Genomic DNA, 16,188 nt, shown 5'->3' with positions numbered 1-16,188 from the left:
CTCTTAACCCTTCAACAATTTACTAGTCTAAACTATCTTTCATTGTGGCCGACTTAGGGCCTTTTGTCAATAGGAAAAAGCTCAACGCTTAGAGAAATACTGTCAAGAATGTTTTTGTTACAAAAACTTTTTCTATTTATCATTTTATGATAAACTTTTTAAATTAATATTTTATATATAATGAAAGAGACAGGTGTTTTCTTAGCCAGCAAGCAGGCTTAAGCGCTTTTCAGCGTAATAAGCGACGATAACTTTTAAGGAAAGATTTTATTTTTTATGAAAGTTAATGAAAACGTGATATAATAAATGAGTAAACGGTTGCAAAAGAAAAACACCTTTGCTATATTAAGTCAGTAAATTTTTTCGAAGGAGTTTTATTATGGAGAAACAAAACGTGACAATCTATGATGTCGCCCACCAAGCAGGGGTATCCATGGCCACAGTTTCACGTGTCGTTAACGGAAATCCTAATGTGCGCCCTAAGACTAGAGAAAAAGTCATGAAAGTGATTAAAGAATTAAATTACCATCCTAACGTCATTGCCCGCGGTTTAGCCAGCAAGCGGACCCGCTATATCGGGGTACACTTACCAGACATTACTAACCCTTATTACAGTTCGCTGGCTTTGGGGATCGATGATATTGCTAATATGTACGAATACAATATTATTTTAGCTAACGCCGACCCTGAACATGACGCTGCTGGGGTGGAAAGTTTAATTATGAAGCAAGTCGACGGCATTATCTTTATCGGGAATAGCATTTCTCAAGAAGCCCGGCAAAAAATTTCCGCCGCTGGTCGTCCTTGCGTCTTCACTGATTTAATCGATCCTGAAGCAACCATGCCTACGATTAATATAGACGTGGAAGATGCCTACTACCAAGTCACTAAAGATTTCTTAGCTAAGGGTAAGAAACGAATCGCCCTCGTTGGTAGTGACCAAGGCTTCAAGGTGAGCCAAAGCCGGCAATTACAAGGTTATGAAAAGGCCTTAACAGAAGCAGGACATGCCGTCAATGAAGACTTATTAATTGCGGCGAAGTCACCTTCTTATGACTCAGGCTATGCCCTTTACGAGACTTTCTCTGAAATAGAAGCTGATGCTGCTATTGCTACCGATGATACCATCGCCATTGGCTTACTCAATGCCTTATTAGATAATGGCGTTAAGGTCCCTGAAGAGGTCGAAATCATGGCTTCAGATAATTCTTCAATTGTCAACATGTCACGTCCAGAACTCTCCTCAATCGCCCCACCAATCTATGATATTGGTGCTGTTGCCATGCGGGCCTTGACCAAGTTAATGGAAAATGAAACGCTTGACACTGACCTGAAGCTTCCTTACCAAATCATAAAGGGAGGAACCACCAGTTAATCAAGCGGCTTAATTAGAAAGTAGGATGTCACTATGGAAAACGAAACAAAGGATTTAGTCCTTAATTGTAAAGACACACTAGTTGTCCATGAAATGCTAATTTTACCTGCCCATACTAACCCAGCTGGGAACCTCTATGGTGGGGAGTTACTCTATTTAATCGACAATGTGGCTAGTCTCGCTGCTCATAAGGCCACCCGCTGTTCTGGGGTAACAGCCTCCTTGGACAATATGAACTTCATTAGTCCCTTTAAATTAGGAGAAATTGTCCGCATTGAGTGTTATGTCACTGGGACTGGTCATCGCAGCTTGGAAGTCTTTGTCAAAGTGATTGGTGAAAATTATCAGGAAAACCGTAAATTCATTGGAGCAACCTCTTTCTTAACCTTTGTCGCTACTCCAAAAGAAGATGAAGATTTCACCATGCCCAAAATTCAACCGGAAACCGATGAAGAACGTTACATTTGTTCTGGTTATGACTCCCGTCGCAAGATCCGCCAAGAACAAAGAAAAGAAGATCAAATCATCCAAGAAAAAATGAAACATCATTTTCATTAAGCAAGAGTAGCTTAATCTTTTAAAATTGTTCAGATAAAAAGAGGTCAGAATTTTTCTTCTGACCTCTTTTTTACTGAAGTTTTTGTAGAAATTATTTAGCGGCTTCCACTGCGGCTTTAATTTCATGAACTAAGTCCGCATCATTCAAGCCGGTGACATCTTGGATGACTTCTTCTAAGCTTTGCTTTTGTAATTTTTCTTGTAAGGCTACACTTTGGTCGTCTTGGGGATTATCAAAGTTAAAGGCTAGGCCAACCACTGCTAGCAGATTGCTATAGTCTAAGCCCCGTTCCTTTAATTCACGGATTGGGCGGATAAAGCGTTCATTATAACCTAACTTACGGATTGGTGTTCGGCCTACCCGGTTGACTTGGTCAACAATCATTGGATTTTGGAAACGTTCAACAATTTTTTCCCGGTAAGCGGCCATATCCGCTTCCTTAAAGTTCCACTTGGCAATTAACAAGCTGCTGGTTTCTTGAAGGACTGCTTTCAAACGTTCTAAGATGGTGTCATCTTCTAAGGCTTGGCCAATGGTTTGATAGCCCTTAGCTGCTCCAGAATAAGCCACAGAAGCATGGCCGGTATTGACCGAGAATAATTTCCGTTCAATGTAAGGTTCGAGGTCATCCACATAAAGAACCCCATCTAAGCGAATGTCCTTAGCCTTGGAGTGGGTTTGGTCAACCACCCATTCTTTGAAGGGTTCTACACTAACAAAGAGGACATCCTCATGGTGTTGCTCAGGGACGATCCGGTCGACAGCTGCATTAGGAAAACCAACATAACGGTCAATATAGTCTTGATCTTGGTCGGTCAGGTATTTATCGACTTCTTGGTGTAAGAAATCGGTCCCTCCAATCATGTTTTCACAAGCGATGACATCAATAGGTTCACTCACCCCAGCTTGGCGACGTGCTTGTAAGCCTTGGGCAATTAATTCAGCAATATAGGGAAGGATATTAGGACCAATCGCAGTGGTAATGATATTTGCTTCCTGAATGGCTTGAACCACGGCTTCAGGATTTTTTCCATTATTAATGGCTTTCACACCAGAAATATCAATTTTTTCTTCTCCTGGTGCCGCGTAACCAATTTGGTAGGATCTTCGTTCATTCAAGGCATCCACGATCGTTTCATTCACATCCACAAAATCAACGGTAAAACCATTGGCGACTAATACTTCACCAATAAAACCACGTCCGATATTCCCCGCACCAAAATGTACAGCTTTCATTAAACTTCTGCCTCCTCAAAAATAGCAATAATTTCTTGGGCACTTGTTGCATTGACTAAGCGTACAACACTGTCCATATCTGAACATACAACTGCAATCTTGGATAAAAGATCCAAGTGTTCATTACCAATCCCCGCAATACCAAAAACCATCATAGCCATTTTTTCTTCTGGCTCATCGGGGGCAAAATCAACCCCGAATGGTACTTGGATCACCGAAATACCAGTTGCTTTTACCTTATCTTTACCTTCATCGGTGCCATGGGGAATGGCAATAAAATTCCCCATATGGGTTGAAACCACTTCTTCACGGGCTAACATGGAATCAATATATTCTTCTTCCACATCGCCGTCATCAACGAGCAATTGCCCCGCTGCACGAATGGCATCTTCTTTATTAATAAAGGATTGATTCAAACGAATCATCGATTCTTTTAATTCCATTTCCTCACTCCTTTTATCTCCAGGAAAACTCCTACATCATTTTTGCTTTTTTATAGACTGTCCATATTTTTTATGATAGCCAGTAATATGTTATTCAATAACTGTTTCAAGCGCCCTTCATCGCCTCGATCATAGAGGGAGAGATTAGCATCATTTTCAATCACGGAACTCGATATTGCTCCCATCACTTCCTGTATCCAGGGGCTTAAGGGATTGGGAGCTAAGAGTAGTAGCAAACGTCTCAGGGTCATCATTTGGTGGTCCATGCCCAAAATAGGGTAACCCTCCGCCAAGTCATAAATGACAAAGTATGGCTCTAGGACCTCAACATGACTCGTATGGAAGAGTCCAATACTTGAATGCGGGATGCCGATAGCCGATTCTTTAAATCGACGCATGACCGCCTCGCTGACCTGCTGGCTATCACCAACTTGCTGGCCCCTAAGTTGCCCTATTTGTTGGTCAAGTAAGGCTTTGAGATCAAGCTTAGCCTTCCCAGTATTATTGACTTTAATCACTTGAAAGCTTTGGTAGACTTGATAAGCCTCTTTGATCTTATGATAATAATTTTCTAAACTGAGCTCCTGATTATTTCTCGCTAAGCTTCCTACTTCCCCAGTCCGATTGTGAGCTCCTACCCGATCCTTATTTTGAGCGATTTGCTCAATTTCTATTTCTAAGGCCTTTAATTCATCGTCTAAGAGCAAGGGGGAGACCAAGTGATAGTGACGACTGAGCCCTGGTAAGAACAGGGTGGATAAGACGATGTCATAGGAAGTTAGCGCAACTTGATTTAAGGCTGATAATTTCACCACATCAATCAATAGATTTTGTTTAATGTACTTTTTCAAACGGTTTTCCAGAATTTTTGTCGTTCCCATCCCACTCGCGCAAACCAAGAGCAAGGAAATTTGCTGGCGGCCTTGGGGGTGACGTTCCAAGGAGGTCGCAAAGTGAATAACAATATAGGCCAATTCATCACGGCCAATCTTCTGACCAGGGAAGGCTTGGGAAAAGCTCGTCCCCACTGCCTGGTAAAGGTCAAAATATTGGTCAGTTATCCGGTCCAATAAGGTATGGGGAGATTCTTGAAATTCACTCACTTCCGGTCGGTTAAAGGTTGCCTGGATATGGGTGACTAAATTATAGTAAAGGGCTGAATCAGTGCGGAAATCGTTGGCTGTTTTTTCACTAACAGCTTGGATAAGCTCGGAAACCTGATAGAGAAAGGTTCCATCGTAATTTTCAATCAGCAAGTGTTCAAGTGGCTTGTAATTGACCCCTTCTAACTGCTGGGCCAAGAAATTCCGTTCATTAATACCAATCGGTAAGGCTAAAGCATCCGATAACCAAGCCATAATTTGCTGGGCTAAATGTTGTTCGGTTTTCCCTGGCCGGGAGAGGGCTAAGTGTTTGCTTTTTTCTTGCCCTCCGTCTTCTAAATGCTGGCCCGACTTTAAACGAAGAATAGTGACCGTAACTTGGAGCATAATCAGCTTCAACTGGTTATCCGTCACCTTAGCAAAGGTTGTCGGATTCAAGCGATTAAAGATTTGCTGGACTAATTCCAAGTCTTCCCCCTCTAGTAAAGCCATAAAGGCTTGACTGTTTTGTCCACCTTGGCGGTTGGGATGGAAGAAGGTATATTCGTCAATATTTTGACTTAAAAGTGAACTCAACATTTGCCGGCGTTCAGCTTCCCAGCCCCTAACCAAATAATTCTTCTTATCATCACGGAGGAGGTGGAGGTCATAATTCAATAGGGCCTCACCAACCGCCTTGAGGTCAGTTTGAATGGTGGCTGGGCTGACGCCATAATCCGCTGCCAGGCCTTGCCTGGTCAATTCTGGGTTTTCTAGTAATAATTGGCAGGCCAGGTGTTGCTGGCGTATCTCCCGGTCAAAGAAAGGCCAGGATGCCTGCCTTTGCTTTGGTCCGAGAATATCCTTTAAATCATAAGCCGTAAAGTCCTTGGGATAGCGTAAGAAGTAACCCTGCTTGCGGTCACGACCGATTTCGATCCCAAACTTGTTCAAGGAAGCTGCTAAATTATTCAATTCCCGATAAACTGTGCGCTGGCTGACTTGTAAGGTCATCTTTAAACTTTCCAAGCTCACGCCATCGCCTTGCTCCATAAAGCACTGTAATATGACCCGTTCTCGTTCTGAAAAGTACATGGCCTAATCCTCTCTGTAAAAGCTACTTTGCCTTAATAGTACACCATGAGACGAGCTAATGGAAAACTTTATCTGACTTCAGTCGCTTATTTATCAAAGGATGGCTAAAGGCCTTATTCCCCTAAAGATTGAATCAATGAATAGTAATTTCCTTCATCAATCAAACGGTCAAAATGAATGACTCTAGCCTTTTGGAAATGATCCTTGGCTGTTTGATAGTCATCACTCTGTACGATCACCAAGATATTGTCTTGGTCATTAATCTCATCCAGTGCTTGAGCAGAGGCATGGATATTTTTATCAGGGGCTTTTTTGACGAGTAGATTTCTAAAGATGGAAGCGGCAATCGTCGTGCCACCAACACCAGGTCCTTGGAAGGCAAAGACAACCTTGTTAATGCCAGCATAATCAGATGCTTGCGCTTGACTAGCGTCTTTATCAGCGGACTCACTAGAGCCATCAGATACTTCAGCTTCAACCGTTTCTACATCTTCATCTAACATATCCGCTAAAATTTCATCATAGCGGTCAGAATCCATAAAGTTATTCACCGAAATATGGGTGGAAGATGGCGCTTTCTTACGGGCTTGAGGAGTTAATTCTTGTTGGGTGATGACTAAGGTCTTCGCATCGTCACTCAGGTTATTAATGGCTGAGTTGGTCACGGGTTGAGTCAAGCCTAATTGTTTGGCTTTCTTCCTTAATAGGGAAGCCCCCATGGCACTTGACCCCATCCCCGCATCACAGGCAAAGATAATCCGGTCGATTTGATTGACGTCTGGAACTTCATCTGAAGTCGCTTCAACATCAGCACTTTGACCTTTCGATTCAGCCTTGGCTTGAGAAACAGCTGCTTGTTGCTTAGCAAAGTTGTCTTCTTGGGAACGGTCGGTTTTTAGGATTAAAGCAGCAACCGCAAAGGATACCGCAGCAGCGGCAGCAACAGCTAGGAGCATGGGTAGATGGTCGCCACGAGCAGTTACCCCGAAAATAGCAAAAATGGAGCCTGGAGAAGCAGGTCCAGTTAAACCAACATTGAGGAGGACGTTAACAAAGGTCCCCGTTACCCCACCAGCAATAACCGCTAAGATTAAGAGGGGCTTGGTCATCACATAAGGGAAGTAAATCTCATGAATCCCACCAAGGAAGTGGATGATCATAGCTCCCCAACTGGAAGATTTGGCGCTACCCTTACCGAAAATAGCAAAGGCTAGTAAAACGCCCAGACCAGGACCAGGGTTTGCTTCTAAGAGATAGAGTACCGATTTACCCACTTCAGCAACTTGGGCTGAACCTAGTGGTGTTAAGATCCCGTGGTTGATAGCATTGTTTAGGAATAGGATCTTAGCGGGCTCGATCAAGACATTGGCCAATGGTAAGAAACCAAGTTCCATGATCTTATTGACCCCAATTTCCATCCATTCAGTTCCCCAACTCACCAGTGGACCAACTGCAAAGAAACCAAGTAAGGCTAAGAAGAAGCCCAGAATCCCGCTGGAAAAGTTATTGACTAACATTTCAAAACCAGAAGGGATTTTTTCTTGGAAGGCTTGGTCAAATTTCTTAATGACCCAACCGGCAAAGGGCCCCATGGCCATGGCACCAATAAACATTGGTGTTTCGGGTGGGGCACCACCGATAACACCCATGGTAGCAATGGTCGCAACAACAGCACCCCGTTGTTGGTAGACCAGGGCACCACCAGAATAAGCAATTAATAATGGCAAGAGATAACGTTGCATGGCTCCACCAACAGCATTTAAGCTTTCATTAGGTAGGTAACCCGTTGGAATGAAGAGCGCAGCAAAAATCCCCCAGGCTATAAAGGCACCGATATTAGGCATGACCATGCTAGAGAGATGGCGTCCCAATTTTTGGATACCTGCCTTCAAGCCGGAAGACTTGGCTTGTGACTGTTCCATAATATTTCCTCCTTCATTGAATCATTGTAATAAGTATTTACACCATTATTGTACAGAATATCTGTATACGCTTTCAATGGATTTGCCGGCTAGTTTTGGCAAAGTGTCCTCTGCCAAAATTTATGCCAGAATGCTTTAATCATTTTTCCTTCTTTTTTACCTATTCAACTTTGTGATTTTTTTGCTAAAGTACCGGTTCTACTTTCAAAATCTACTTTTGCCACAGATTTATTTTCCTATCCGTGTTAAACTAGGGATAAGATTTTTATCAACTTATATCTTTTATGGAGGTACAAAAATGAAAGTTTATATTTATGATGACATCGAAACAGCCAGCCAAGCCGCTTTAAATTACTACAAAGAAGCCTTAGCTGACGGGCCTAAAGTCTTTGGCTTAGCTACCGGTTCGACACCAGAAAAACTCTACCAAGAAATCGTTGCTTCTGACTTAGACTTTACCGACAGTCTTTCCTTTAACTTGGATGAATATGTTGGTTTGGAAGCCAGCCACCCACAAAGCTATAATTACTTTATGCACAAACATCTCTTCAATGAAAAGCCCTTCAAACATAACTATCTCTTAAATGGGGCCAATCCTAACGAAGAAGAGGAATGTTCACAATTTGAAAACTTGCTCCAAGAACATCCTATTGACCTACAATTACTCGGCATTGGCCGCAACGGGCATATTGGTTTTAACGAACCTGGTTCTTCCTTCACCAGTAAGACCCGTAAAATTGAACTAACGGAATCAACGATCGAGGCTAACAGCCGTCTCTTTGACTCCCCTAGCGATGTCCCAACCGCGGCTTATAGTATGGGGATCGGTTCCATTTTAAACAGCAAAAACATCCTGCTCTTAGCCTTTGGTGAAGAAAAAGCGGCCGCTGTGAAAGCCATGGTGGAAGGCCCAGTGACTGAAGAAGTTCCAGCCAGCGCCCTCCAAAAACACCCTAATGTCGTTGTCATTTTGGACCAAGCAGCCGCTAGCCAACTAAGCGGTGAGGCGGATGCCTAAACCCATCCTCTACCTAGGTGTCCAATATAAGGACCAAGCCCGGGGGCAACTAGCAGAGCTGAGTGACCGCTATCAAATTAAAGACAAAAACCAACTTGAAGCGAGTGACTACGCCCAAATCGAAATCTTTTTTGGTAGCGACTTAGATACCCTAAGGGCCATCTACCAAGGAGAAGACCGCCGTTTAGCCTGGCTTCAATTAGATACTGCTGGAGCTGACTACTTGCCCCAAGAAGTTATGGCTGATCCCAAAGTAACGGTGACGACCGTCTCAGGAATCCATGCCCCTTCCATTGCTGAGAGTATTTATGGTTATCTCTTAGGGGTTTTCCACCAACTCTTTATCTACCATGACCAGCAAGAAGAAAGCAACTGGCACCGCTATGAGCATGTGAAGAACCTGGCAGGTAAAAAGGCACTCCTTTACGGGACTGGCCATTTAGCCAGTGAAATTGCCCGAATTGGCCAAGCTTTTGGCTTAAGCTGCTACGGAGTCAATACCTCAGGGAGACCGGTAGAATATTTCCAAAATACCTACACCCAAACGAGTGTGACCGAACAGCTTAGCGAAATGGATATCATTATTAATACCCTTCCGGCAACAGCAGAGACTGAAAATATCTTTAACCAACACTTCTTTAAGCAGATGAAAACCAATAGCTATTTCATCAACGTGGGCCGTGGTAATGCTGTCGTAGAGGCTGACCTCCAAGCCGCCCTGGAAGAGGAAAAGATTGCCGGAGCCTATCTGGATGTCTTTCAAGAGGAACCCTTAGTTGAAGACAGCCCCCTATGGCAGACTAAAAACCTCTTTATCACACCCCATTCTTCTGGACGGGTAGAACACTTCCGTGATGATATTTTTAAGATCTTCTATCAAAATTACCAAGCTTACCTAAGCGGTAACTTTCCAAGTATTAACCGCCTAGATAAAAAGAAAGGCTACTAAAACATTAGCATCATAAAAGCCACTTACCCTCTTTCCTTCAAGGAAGCAGTAAGTGGCTTTTTTTACATAGATATTATTCAGCCAATCTAAGCATATTTGGCATTCATTTGTTTTTCCCAACGGTTCAAGAACTTGGTTAAGGTAAAGGTCAAGATAAAGTAAATTACCATGGAAATCAACAATGGAATAATCCCTTGGTAGGTAATGCTGGTAACCGCCCGGGTTTGGAAAGTTAATTCAGCAATACCGATAGTCGATACAATGGATGATTCTTTAATTAAGGTCACAAATTCATTCCCCAAGGCTGGCCAAATTGACCGTAAGGATTGCGGGAAGATAACCTTCTTCAGGGTAGTCAAACGGTCTAAACCAAGGGAACGTGCAGCTTCAGTTTGCCCCTTATCAACCGCTTGGATTCCCCCACGGATAATCTCACTAATATAAGCCCCCGAGTTTAGGGAAACCGCAATCAAAGCTGAAAGTAGAGCAGGAACATTAAATAATCCACCAATTCCCAAGAACATGAAGAGGACTTGAATCATTAAAGGTGTCCCCCGAATGAATTCAACATAGGCCATAGCAATACCGGATAAAATTTTGTTCTCAGTCAGGCGCATAACGGCTAAGATAGCCCCTAGGGTTAAACCAAAGACCACACTGACCGCTGAAATCAGTAGGGTCGTTTTAATGCCGTTCCAGTAATAAGGCCAATAGGATAACCAGTCAACCCCTTGTTCAGCTTGTTCTTGGCCTTCACTAATAATCAAATCATAAGATTCATCTAGCCATTGGTCCATCAAGCCTTGGTCTTTGACTTCTTGAACACTTTGGTTGATAGCGGCTTGGAGGTCGGGTTGGTTTTTGGGCATAACTACCCGTTTAGAGTTATCGTCTTCTAATTTAAAGTGGCCATTGATCATTTCTAAGGCATCTTCATGGGCACGAACGTGGGCACCACCCACACCAGAGTCGATAATAACCCCATCAATCTGCCCGGTCAGTAAGGCAGAGATTAAATCAGGGAGTTGTTGCATAGCGTGCTTACCCACATGAGCCATTTGTTCATTGGCTAGCCCTTCTTGAATCGATCCTTGTTGGTAACCTACCGTCATATCTGGGGTGAAGGAATCTTTATCATGGATCTTTTCGGCATCGTCTTTACGGATAATAATGGCTTGTTCATCATTTTGGTAACCATCAGAGAAGTCAACCGACTTGGCTCTTTCTTCAGTATAACCCATCCCAGAAATGATAATATCGATATTCCCCGCTTCCATGGAAGAGAGGAGGCTAGAGAATTCCATAGTCACAACATTTAATTTAACCCCGAGATCATCGGCAATTTTTTGCCCTAATTCAATATCCGCTCCGGCCACGGTTTGTTGGCCGTCTTTCATGGTAATAAATTCAAAAGGTGGATAGTCAGGGCTAACCCCCATTCGAAGTTCACCACGGTCTTTTATGCTTTGGAGGAGTGAATTTTCGCTAGGGGCCTGACCTTGGCCTTCCTCACCATAGACTTGTGGGGCTAAGAGACCGGATAGGGTCGTTAGCATCAGTAAAACAGCTAAAAAGCAATGACTCAATTTCTTCATCAATGACATTTTTCATTCTTCCCTTCTTTTCTCTTATTTTGATCGTTTTTCAGACGTTCTTTCACTTGAGCAATATGTTCTTTGACCTGGTCTGGAGCTGGTCCACCAGCCACCTGACGGGCATAGACCCCATGTTTCAAATCAATGGCCTGGTAGATATCGGATTCAAATAAATCATTAAAGGATTGGTATTCCTCTAAGGAGAGTTCCTCTAAAGTTTTATCCGTTTCATGACAATACTTTAAAATATCCCCAACTTGGCGATAAGCATCACGGAAGGGTAAGCCCTTAGCGCTCAGGTAGTCGGCACAGTCAGTGGCGTTTAAATAACCCTTACCCGCGGCTTGGTACATGTTTTCCACCTGAGGATGGGTGGCATCCAAGATGGCTGGCAGTAAGTTAAGTAAGGCTTGGACTGTATCAATGGCATCGAAGAGCCTTTCCTTTTCTTCTTGTAAATCCTTATCATAGGCGAGCGGGATGCCCTTCATGATGGTTAAGACCGCCATCAAGTCGCCATAGACCCGGCCAGCCTTGCCCCGCATTAATTCATGGATGTCCAAGTTCTTCTTCTGAGGCATAATCGAAGACCCCGTCGAAAAGCGATCATCCACTACAATCAATTGGAACTCTTGGCTAGCCCATAAGATCATTTCTTCACTATACCGGCTCAGGTGCATACTAATCAAGGCCAAGGCACTCAGTAATTCAATACTATAGTCCCGGTCGGAAACCGCATCGATACTATTACCGGCATAAGCATCAAAAGCTAATAACTCAGTGGTTAATTGCCGGTCCAAGGGAAAAGTGGTTGTAGCTAAGGCGCCTGCCCCTAAAGGCATGGAATGATTAATCCGTTTTTGAGCATCCATCAAACGCTCGTAGTCACGCATAAACATTTCCACATAGGCCATCAAGTAATGACCATAAGTAACCGCTTGGGCTCTTTGCAAGTGGGTGTAGCCAGGCATGATAGTTTCTAGGTGTTGGCCTGCTTCCTGGCAAAAGGCCTCTACCACTTGGTCCAATTGATCTAATAATTCATCAACCGCTGTGCGCGCATAAATTTTCATGGCTGTGGCGACTTGGTCATTACGGCTCCGTCCAGTATGGACTTTCTTACCAATATCACCTAAGCGTTTGGTGAGTTCACTTTCAATAAAACTATGAATATCTTCTGAAGCGGGATCAATAGTGAGTTTACCTTGGGCATATTCCTTTTGCATATCCCCTAGACTTTCTACTAAAGCTTCCGCTTCTTCTTTAGCAATAATCCCTTGCTGACCTAACATTTTAGCATGGGCTTGGCTAGCCTCAAGATCTGCAGGAAGTAACCGCAAGTCAATAGCCAAGGATTGATTTAACTGGTAGGCTGACTCAGCCATGGCTTGATGATAAGTATTCGACCAAAGTGCCATTTTAACACAACCTTTTCTAGATTTTTTGTTTTCAAGTGTTCCTCGCCGACTTTATACTTTCGCTTGCATCCTATTCTCATATAAACGTAAAGCCATCGAAGTCACAAAAGTAAGGACAAAGTAACAACACATCGAGATAAATAGAGGAATCGTCCCCTGATAGGTTAAGCTGGTAACCGCCCGGGTTTGGAAGGTTAATTCCGCTACCCCAATCGTGGAAACAATGGAGGAATCCTTAATCAAGGTGGCCGCTTCATTCACTAAGGAGGGCCAAACGGGACGTAAGGATTGCGGGAAGATGACCTTCTTCATGGTGGTCCAGTAATTGAGCCCCAAGGAACGAGCAGCTTCTACTTGTCCCCGGTCGACGGAAAGAATCCCGCCCCTAAATATTTCTGAAATATAGGCCGCAGCGTTTAGGGAAACTGCGATAATCCCTGATAGCAGGGAAGATAAGGAGAACAAGGCTCCGATACTCAGGAAAACGAAGAGAACTTGAACCATTAAAGGAGTTCCCCGAACAAACTCAACATAAGCGCTGGCCAATTGAGGTAGGACAGGTAAGTTTGAAATTCTCATCAAGACGATGATCAAGCCCAAAATAATCCCAGCTAAAATGGCCACTACTGAAATCAACAGGGTGACTTTGATCCCATCATAGAAGTAAGGCCAGTAGCTCAACCAGTTCGACTTTTGACTTTGCCGGATCAAGTCATAGGATTCTTCCATCCATTGATCCATTTGTCCCGATTCCACACAGGCGTTTACCGTTTTATTAATTTCTGCTAAGAAGGTGGGTTGGTTATTAGGGATAGCGACCGACTTACCATCAGAGCTTACATCTAAGCCAGAAGGAATAGCTAAAAGTTCCCCATGTTCAGCAGCAAAGGCTTTGGCCACGGATTCATCCAAGAGCACGGCATCCACCTGGTTAGCCATTAAGGCAGCGACCGCATCAGCCGACTTCCGCATGGCTACCTTTTCAGCACTGGTAACCCGTTCGGTCACCAAGGTATCTTGGAGGGTGTTATCGGAAACCCCAATCTTGCCACCTTGGTCAAAGTAAGAAACATCTTTAATTTTATCTTGGTCTTGCTTTCTAATCACAAAATATTGCTGGTCAGACTGGTAGACATCAGAGAAATCGACTTTTTTATCCCGCTCTTCGGTATAGGACATCCCGGAAATAATCATATCAACAGACCCGGTTTCCATAGCTGGAATAAGAGAGCCAAATTCCATATCGACAATTTCTAATTTCACCCCTAAATCATCAGCGATTTGTTGGGCGAGGAAAACGTCCGTCCCTACTAGGCGGTTTTGGCCATTTTCTAAGACAGTAAACTCAAAGGGAGCATAGCCACTCGCTGTACCAAAGCGAAGTACGCCGCGGTCCTTAATTTCCTGAAGTAGTTGATCGTCTTGGGCAACTTGCTTACCCTCGTTTTCCTCTGCGTAAACACTGCTTGGACTAAGTAAGATTAAAAGTGTCAAAGCAAACAAACACAGCGCACTAAACATTTTCTTGCATTGATACATATAAATACCTCCCTTTATAATAACTAAACATTATTTCAATCAATGAATGGCTCATAAACAACAAAAAAAGCCCACCTCCTAAGAGGCGGACTTCTTCCACGGTACCACTCTAATTTGCGAATAGCTTACTAACTATTGACAACTCTGTTTGGTAACGCAGACATCTGCGAGTTAATCTCAAAACTTCGACTAACTATCTCAGCAAGACGTTTCATTAGTCATCCTGGGAACCTTGCACCAAACGTTCCTCGCTTTGCAGGAGTGAGTTAATTACTTATTTGCTTCATCGATTTCATAAATTAATGTTATTATAAAGGACATTTATTTATTGTCAATCTTTATTTTTATTTTTCTTTAAGTTTAATCCTAAAATGAATAAGAATCAAGTCTTTAAACGAAGAGCGTCTTAATTTCTAAGTAGTCAGCAATTCCGTAAGGACCTTTTTCCCGACCGAGACCGGATTCTTTATAACCACCAAATGGCGCCCTAGAAGACCCAGAAGCATGGTTAACGAAGACATTCCCTGTCCGCAATTGTTCAGCCATGGCTACCGCTTTCTCCTGAGGGCCAACTACATAACCGGATAGACCATAAGCCGAGTCATTAGCGATAGCAAGAGCTTCGTCTTCATCCTTATAGGTCAATACACATAGGACAGGACCAAAAATTTCTTCTTGGGCAATGGTCATTTGATTATCAACCTGGGTAAAGACCGTGGGTTGGACATAGAAACCACTGTGGTCGATATCTTGGCCACCTAAGAAGAGCTCAGCGCCTTCATCAATCCCCTTTTGAATATAGTCAAGGACGGTTTCTTTTTGTTGCGCCGATACCATCGGCCCTACCATAGTCTCTGTTTCACCAGGCATGCCAATATGGACATGGTCTTGGTAATAAGATTCAATCAATGCCTTAAATTCTTCCAGTTCAGCTTCAGGCACTAATAAGCGGGTAAAGGCGGAACAGGTTTGACCCTGGTTGTTTAAAATCGAATCCATGGACTTTTTAACCGCTAAGTCCTTATCCCCACCAGCTAAGTAGAGCATGACCGACTTGCCACCTAATTCAAGAATTAATTTCTTAATGTTTGGCGCAGCCTTTTCATAGAGGCCGCGGCCGACTTCAGTAGACCCCGTAAAGGAAATCACTGCCACATCAGGGTGGCCCGCCAGGTAGTCACCGACTTCGCTCCCGGAACCAGTGACTAAGTTAAAGACGCCATGAGGAAGATCAGCTTCCTCAAAAACTTTGGCATAGACCAAGGCGGTCAAAGGCGTATTGGAAGCCGGTTTAACCACTACTGTATTTCCGGCAATGAGGGCTGGGGTGACCTTACGCTGGATTTGATTGAGTGGGTAATTCCAAGGGGTGATGCAAGCCACCACGCCGAAACCTTCCTTAATAACCCGCGCTCCATCGATTTCTTCTTCAAAGTCAAAGTCTTTTGCCGAATCCATATATTCACGCATCTCTTTAATGGCCATGGGAATATGATTATCCTTAGCAAAATTAACCGAAGCCCCTAGTTCTAAAACTGTGGTCTTAACTAAAAGGTCGGCATATTTCTTCAAGCCGTCATAAACTTTCTCTAAATAGGTTAAACGTTGGTCCACACTTAAGGCATTCCAATCAGGAAAAGCTGCCTTAGCCGCGGCCACTGCTTGATCAACATCCTCCTGATTACTTTTTTGTACATGATTGATGACTTCTTCTGTCGCCGGATTAATGACTGGCATTAATTCTTGGCTTGACGATGCTATCCATTCTCCATTGATAAAATTCCGATAGTTCTCCATAATCATCACCTCGTTCTTATTATCTAAAAAAATCCCAAGAGACTCAAGCAAGAAGAAATGACCGTAATGGACTTATTTATTAATTAAAAGGAATTTCATTTTAAGACATATCACCTAAAGCGCTATCATGGTACAATAACCTTATAAATATAAAATAAGG

Annotated in this window: 12 protein-coding genes and 1 other annotated feature; of the genes, 4 read left to right on the top strand and 8 right to left on the bottom strand. The window is 43.3% G+C overall.

The genetic code is table 11. The features are described from left to right. The first annotated feature begins 379 nt into the window (after window positions 1-379). Complete coding sequence (locus tag DBT49_RS01230) at window positions 380-1,375, top strand: substrate-binding domain-containing protein (protein ID WP_070559541.1); 996 nt, start codon at window positions 380-382, stop codon at window positions 1,373-1,375. 33 nt (window positions 1,376-1,408) lie between these two features. Continuing rightward, window positions 1,409-1,933, top strand: coding sequence for an acyl-CoA thioesterase (locus DBT49_RS01225; protein WP_070559542.1), 525 nt, complete (start codon window positions 1,409-1,411; stop codon window positions 1,931-1,933). A gap of 91 nt (window positions 1,934-2,024) precedes the next feature. Here DBT49_RS01225 and DBT49_RS01220 read toward each other — a convergent pair whose 3' ends face one another. From DBT49_RS01220 to DBT49_RS01205, 4 genes are all read right to left on the bottom strand, one after another. Continuing rightward, entirely contained in the window at window positions 2,025-3,170 is a 1,146-nt protein-coding gene (locus DBT49_RS01220; RefSeq protein ID WP_070559543.1) for a mannitol-1-phosphate 5-dehydrogenase, read from the bottom strand. Beyond that, entirely contained in the window at window positions 3,170-3,613 is a 444-nt protein-coding gene (locus DBT49_RS01215) for a PTS sugar transporter subunit IIA (protein ID WP_013669286.1), read from the bottom strand. The genes DBT49_RS01220 and DBT49_RS01215 overlap by 1 nt, the downstream gene beginning before the upstream one ends. A 50-nt stretch (window positions 3,614-3,663) precedes the next feature. Next, entirely contained in the window at window positions 3,664-5,790 is a 2,127-nt protein-coding gene (locus DBT49_RS01210) for a BglG family transcription antiterminator (protein WP_070559544.1), read from the bottom strand. Between the two features lie 113 nt (window positions 5,791-5,903). After that, on the bottom strand, window positions 5,904-7,712 hold the full coding sequence (locus DBT49_RS01205) for a PTS mannitol transporter subunit IICBA (protein WP_070559545.1): 1,809 nt from the start codon (window positions 7,710-7,712) through the stop codon (window positions 5,904-5,906). Between the two features lie 298 nt (window positions 7,713-8,010). On the opposite strand from DBT49_RS01205, the gene nagB reads away from it, so the two are divergent. Further along, a complete protein-coding gene (nagB, locus tag DBT49_RS01200) occupies window positions 8,011-8,730 on the top strand; it encodes a glucosamine-6-phosphate deaminase (RefSeq protein ID WP_070559546.1) in 720 nt (239 codons plus the stop codon). After that, a complete protein-coding gene (locus DBT49_RS01195; protein WP_070559547.1) occupies window positions 8,723-9,679 on the top strand; it encodes an NAD(P)-dependent oxidoreductase in 957 nt (318 codons plus the stop codon). Before nagB ends, DBT49_RS01195 begins: the two co-directional genes overlap by 8 nt. Before the next feature lie 86 nt (window positions 9,680-9,765). Here DBT49_RS01195 and DBT49_RS01190 read toward each other — a convergent pair whose 3' ends face one another. The 4 genes from DBT49_RS01190 to DBT49_RS01175 form a co-directional block, all read right to left on the bottom strand. Then, window positions 9,766-11,283 carry an ABC transporter substrate-binding protein/permease gene (locus DBT49_RS01190; RefSeq protein WP_070559548.1) on the bottom strand — a complete coding sequence of 506 codons (1,518 nt, stop codon included), beginning with the start codon at window positions 11,281-11,283 and terminating at the stop codon, window positions 9,766-9,768. Continuing rightward, window positions 11,274-12,692 carry an argininosuccinate lyase gene (gene argH / locus DBT49_RS01185; RefSeq protein ID WP_070559549.1) on the bottom strand — a complete coding sequence of 473 codons (1,419 nt, stop codon included), beginning with the start codon at window positions 12,690-12,692 and terminating at the stop codon, window positions 11,274-11,276. Before argH ends, DBT49_RS01190 begins: the two co-directional genes overlap by 10 nt. Window positions 12,693-12,743: 51 nt before the next feature. Next, a complete protein-coding gene (locus DBT49_RS01180; protein ID WP_070559550.1) occupies window positions 12,744-14,231 on the bottom strand; it encodes an ABC transporter substrate-binding protein/permease in 1,488 nt (495 codons plus the stop codon). Window positions 14,232-14,309: 78 nt separating this feature from the next. Next, window positions 14,310-14,527 (bottom strand) — a binding site (T-box leader). 94 nt (window positions 14,528-14,621) lie between these two features. After that, on the bottom strand, window positions 14,622-16,028 hold the full coding sequence (locus DBT49_RS01175; protein WP_070559551.1) for an aldehyde dehydrogenase family protein: 1,407 nt from the start codon (window positions 16,026-16,028) through the stop codon (window positions 14,622-14,624). Between the last annotated feature and the right edge of the window lie 160 nt (window positions 16,029-16,188).

This window comes from Aerococcus mictus (assembly GCF_003286595.3).
GTDB lineage: Bacteria > Bacillota > Bacilli > Lactobacillales > Aerococcaceae > Aerococcus > Aerococcus mictus.
The sequence above is the reverse complement of the archived record's forward strand: the minus strand, read 5'-3'. Positions and strand labels throughout refer to the sequence as shown.

Bases quoted from the DNA above. Each gene is read 5' to 3' on its own strand.
- DBT49_RS01230 (WP_070559541.1), top strand. From the start codon at position 380: ATGGAGAAACAAAACGTGACAATCTATGATGTCGCCCACCAAGCAGGG.
- DBT49_RS01225 (WP_070559542.1), top strand. From the start codon at position 1,409: ATGGAAAACGAAACAAAGGATTTAGTCCTTAATTGTAAAGACACACTA.
- DBT49_RS01220 (WP_070559543.1), bottom strand. From the start codon at position 3,170: ATGAAAGCTGTACATTTTGGTGCGGGGAATATCGGACGTGGTTTTATT.
- DBT49_RS01215 (WP_013669286.1), bottom strand. From the start codon at position 3,613: ATGGAATTAAAAGAATCGATGATTCGTTTGAATCAATCCTTTATTAAT.
- DBT49_RS01210 (WP_070559544.1), bottom strand. From the start codon at position 5,790: ATGTACTTTTCAGAACGAGAACGGGTCATATTACAGTGCTTTATGGAG.
- DBT49_RS01205 (WP_070559545.1), bottom strand. From the start codon at position 7,712: ATGGAACAGTCACAAGCCAAGTCTTCCGGCTTGAAGGCAGGTATCCAA.
- nagB (WP_070559546.1), top strand. From the start codon at position 8,011: ATGAAAGTTTATATTTATGATGACATCGAAACAGCCAGCCAAGCCGCT.
- DBT49_RS01195 (WP_070559547.1), top strand. From the start codon at position 8,723: ATGCCTAAACCCATCCTCTACCTAGGTGTCCAATATAAGGACCAAGCC.
- DBT49_RS01190 (WP_070559548.1), bottom strand. From the start codon at position 11,283: ATGTCATTGATGAAGAAATTGAGTCATTGCTTTTTAGCTGTTTTACTG.
- argH (WP_070559549.1), bottom strand. From the start codon at position 12,692: ATGGCACTTTGGTCGAATACTTATCATCAAGCCATGGCTGAGTCAGCC.
- DBT49_RS01180 (WP_070559550.1), bottom strand. From the start codon at position 14,231: ATGTATCAATGCAAGAAAATGTTTAGTGCGCTGTGTTTGTTTGCTTTG.
- DBT49_RS01175 (WP_070559551.1), bottom strand. From the start codon at position 16,028: ATGGAGAACTATCGGAATTTTATCAATGGAGAATGGATAGCATCGTCA.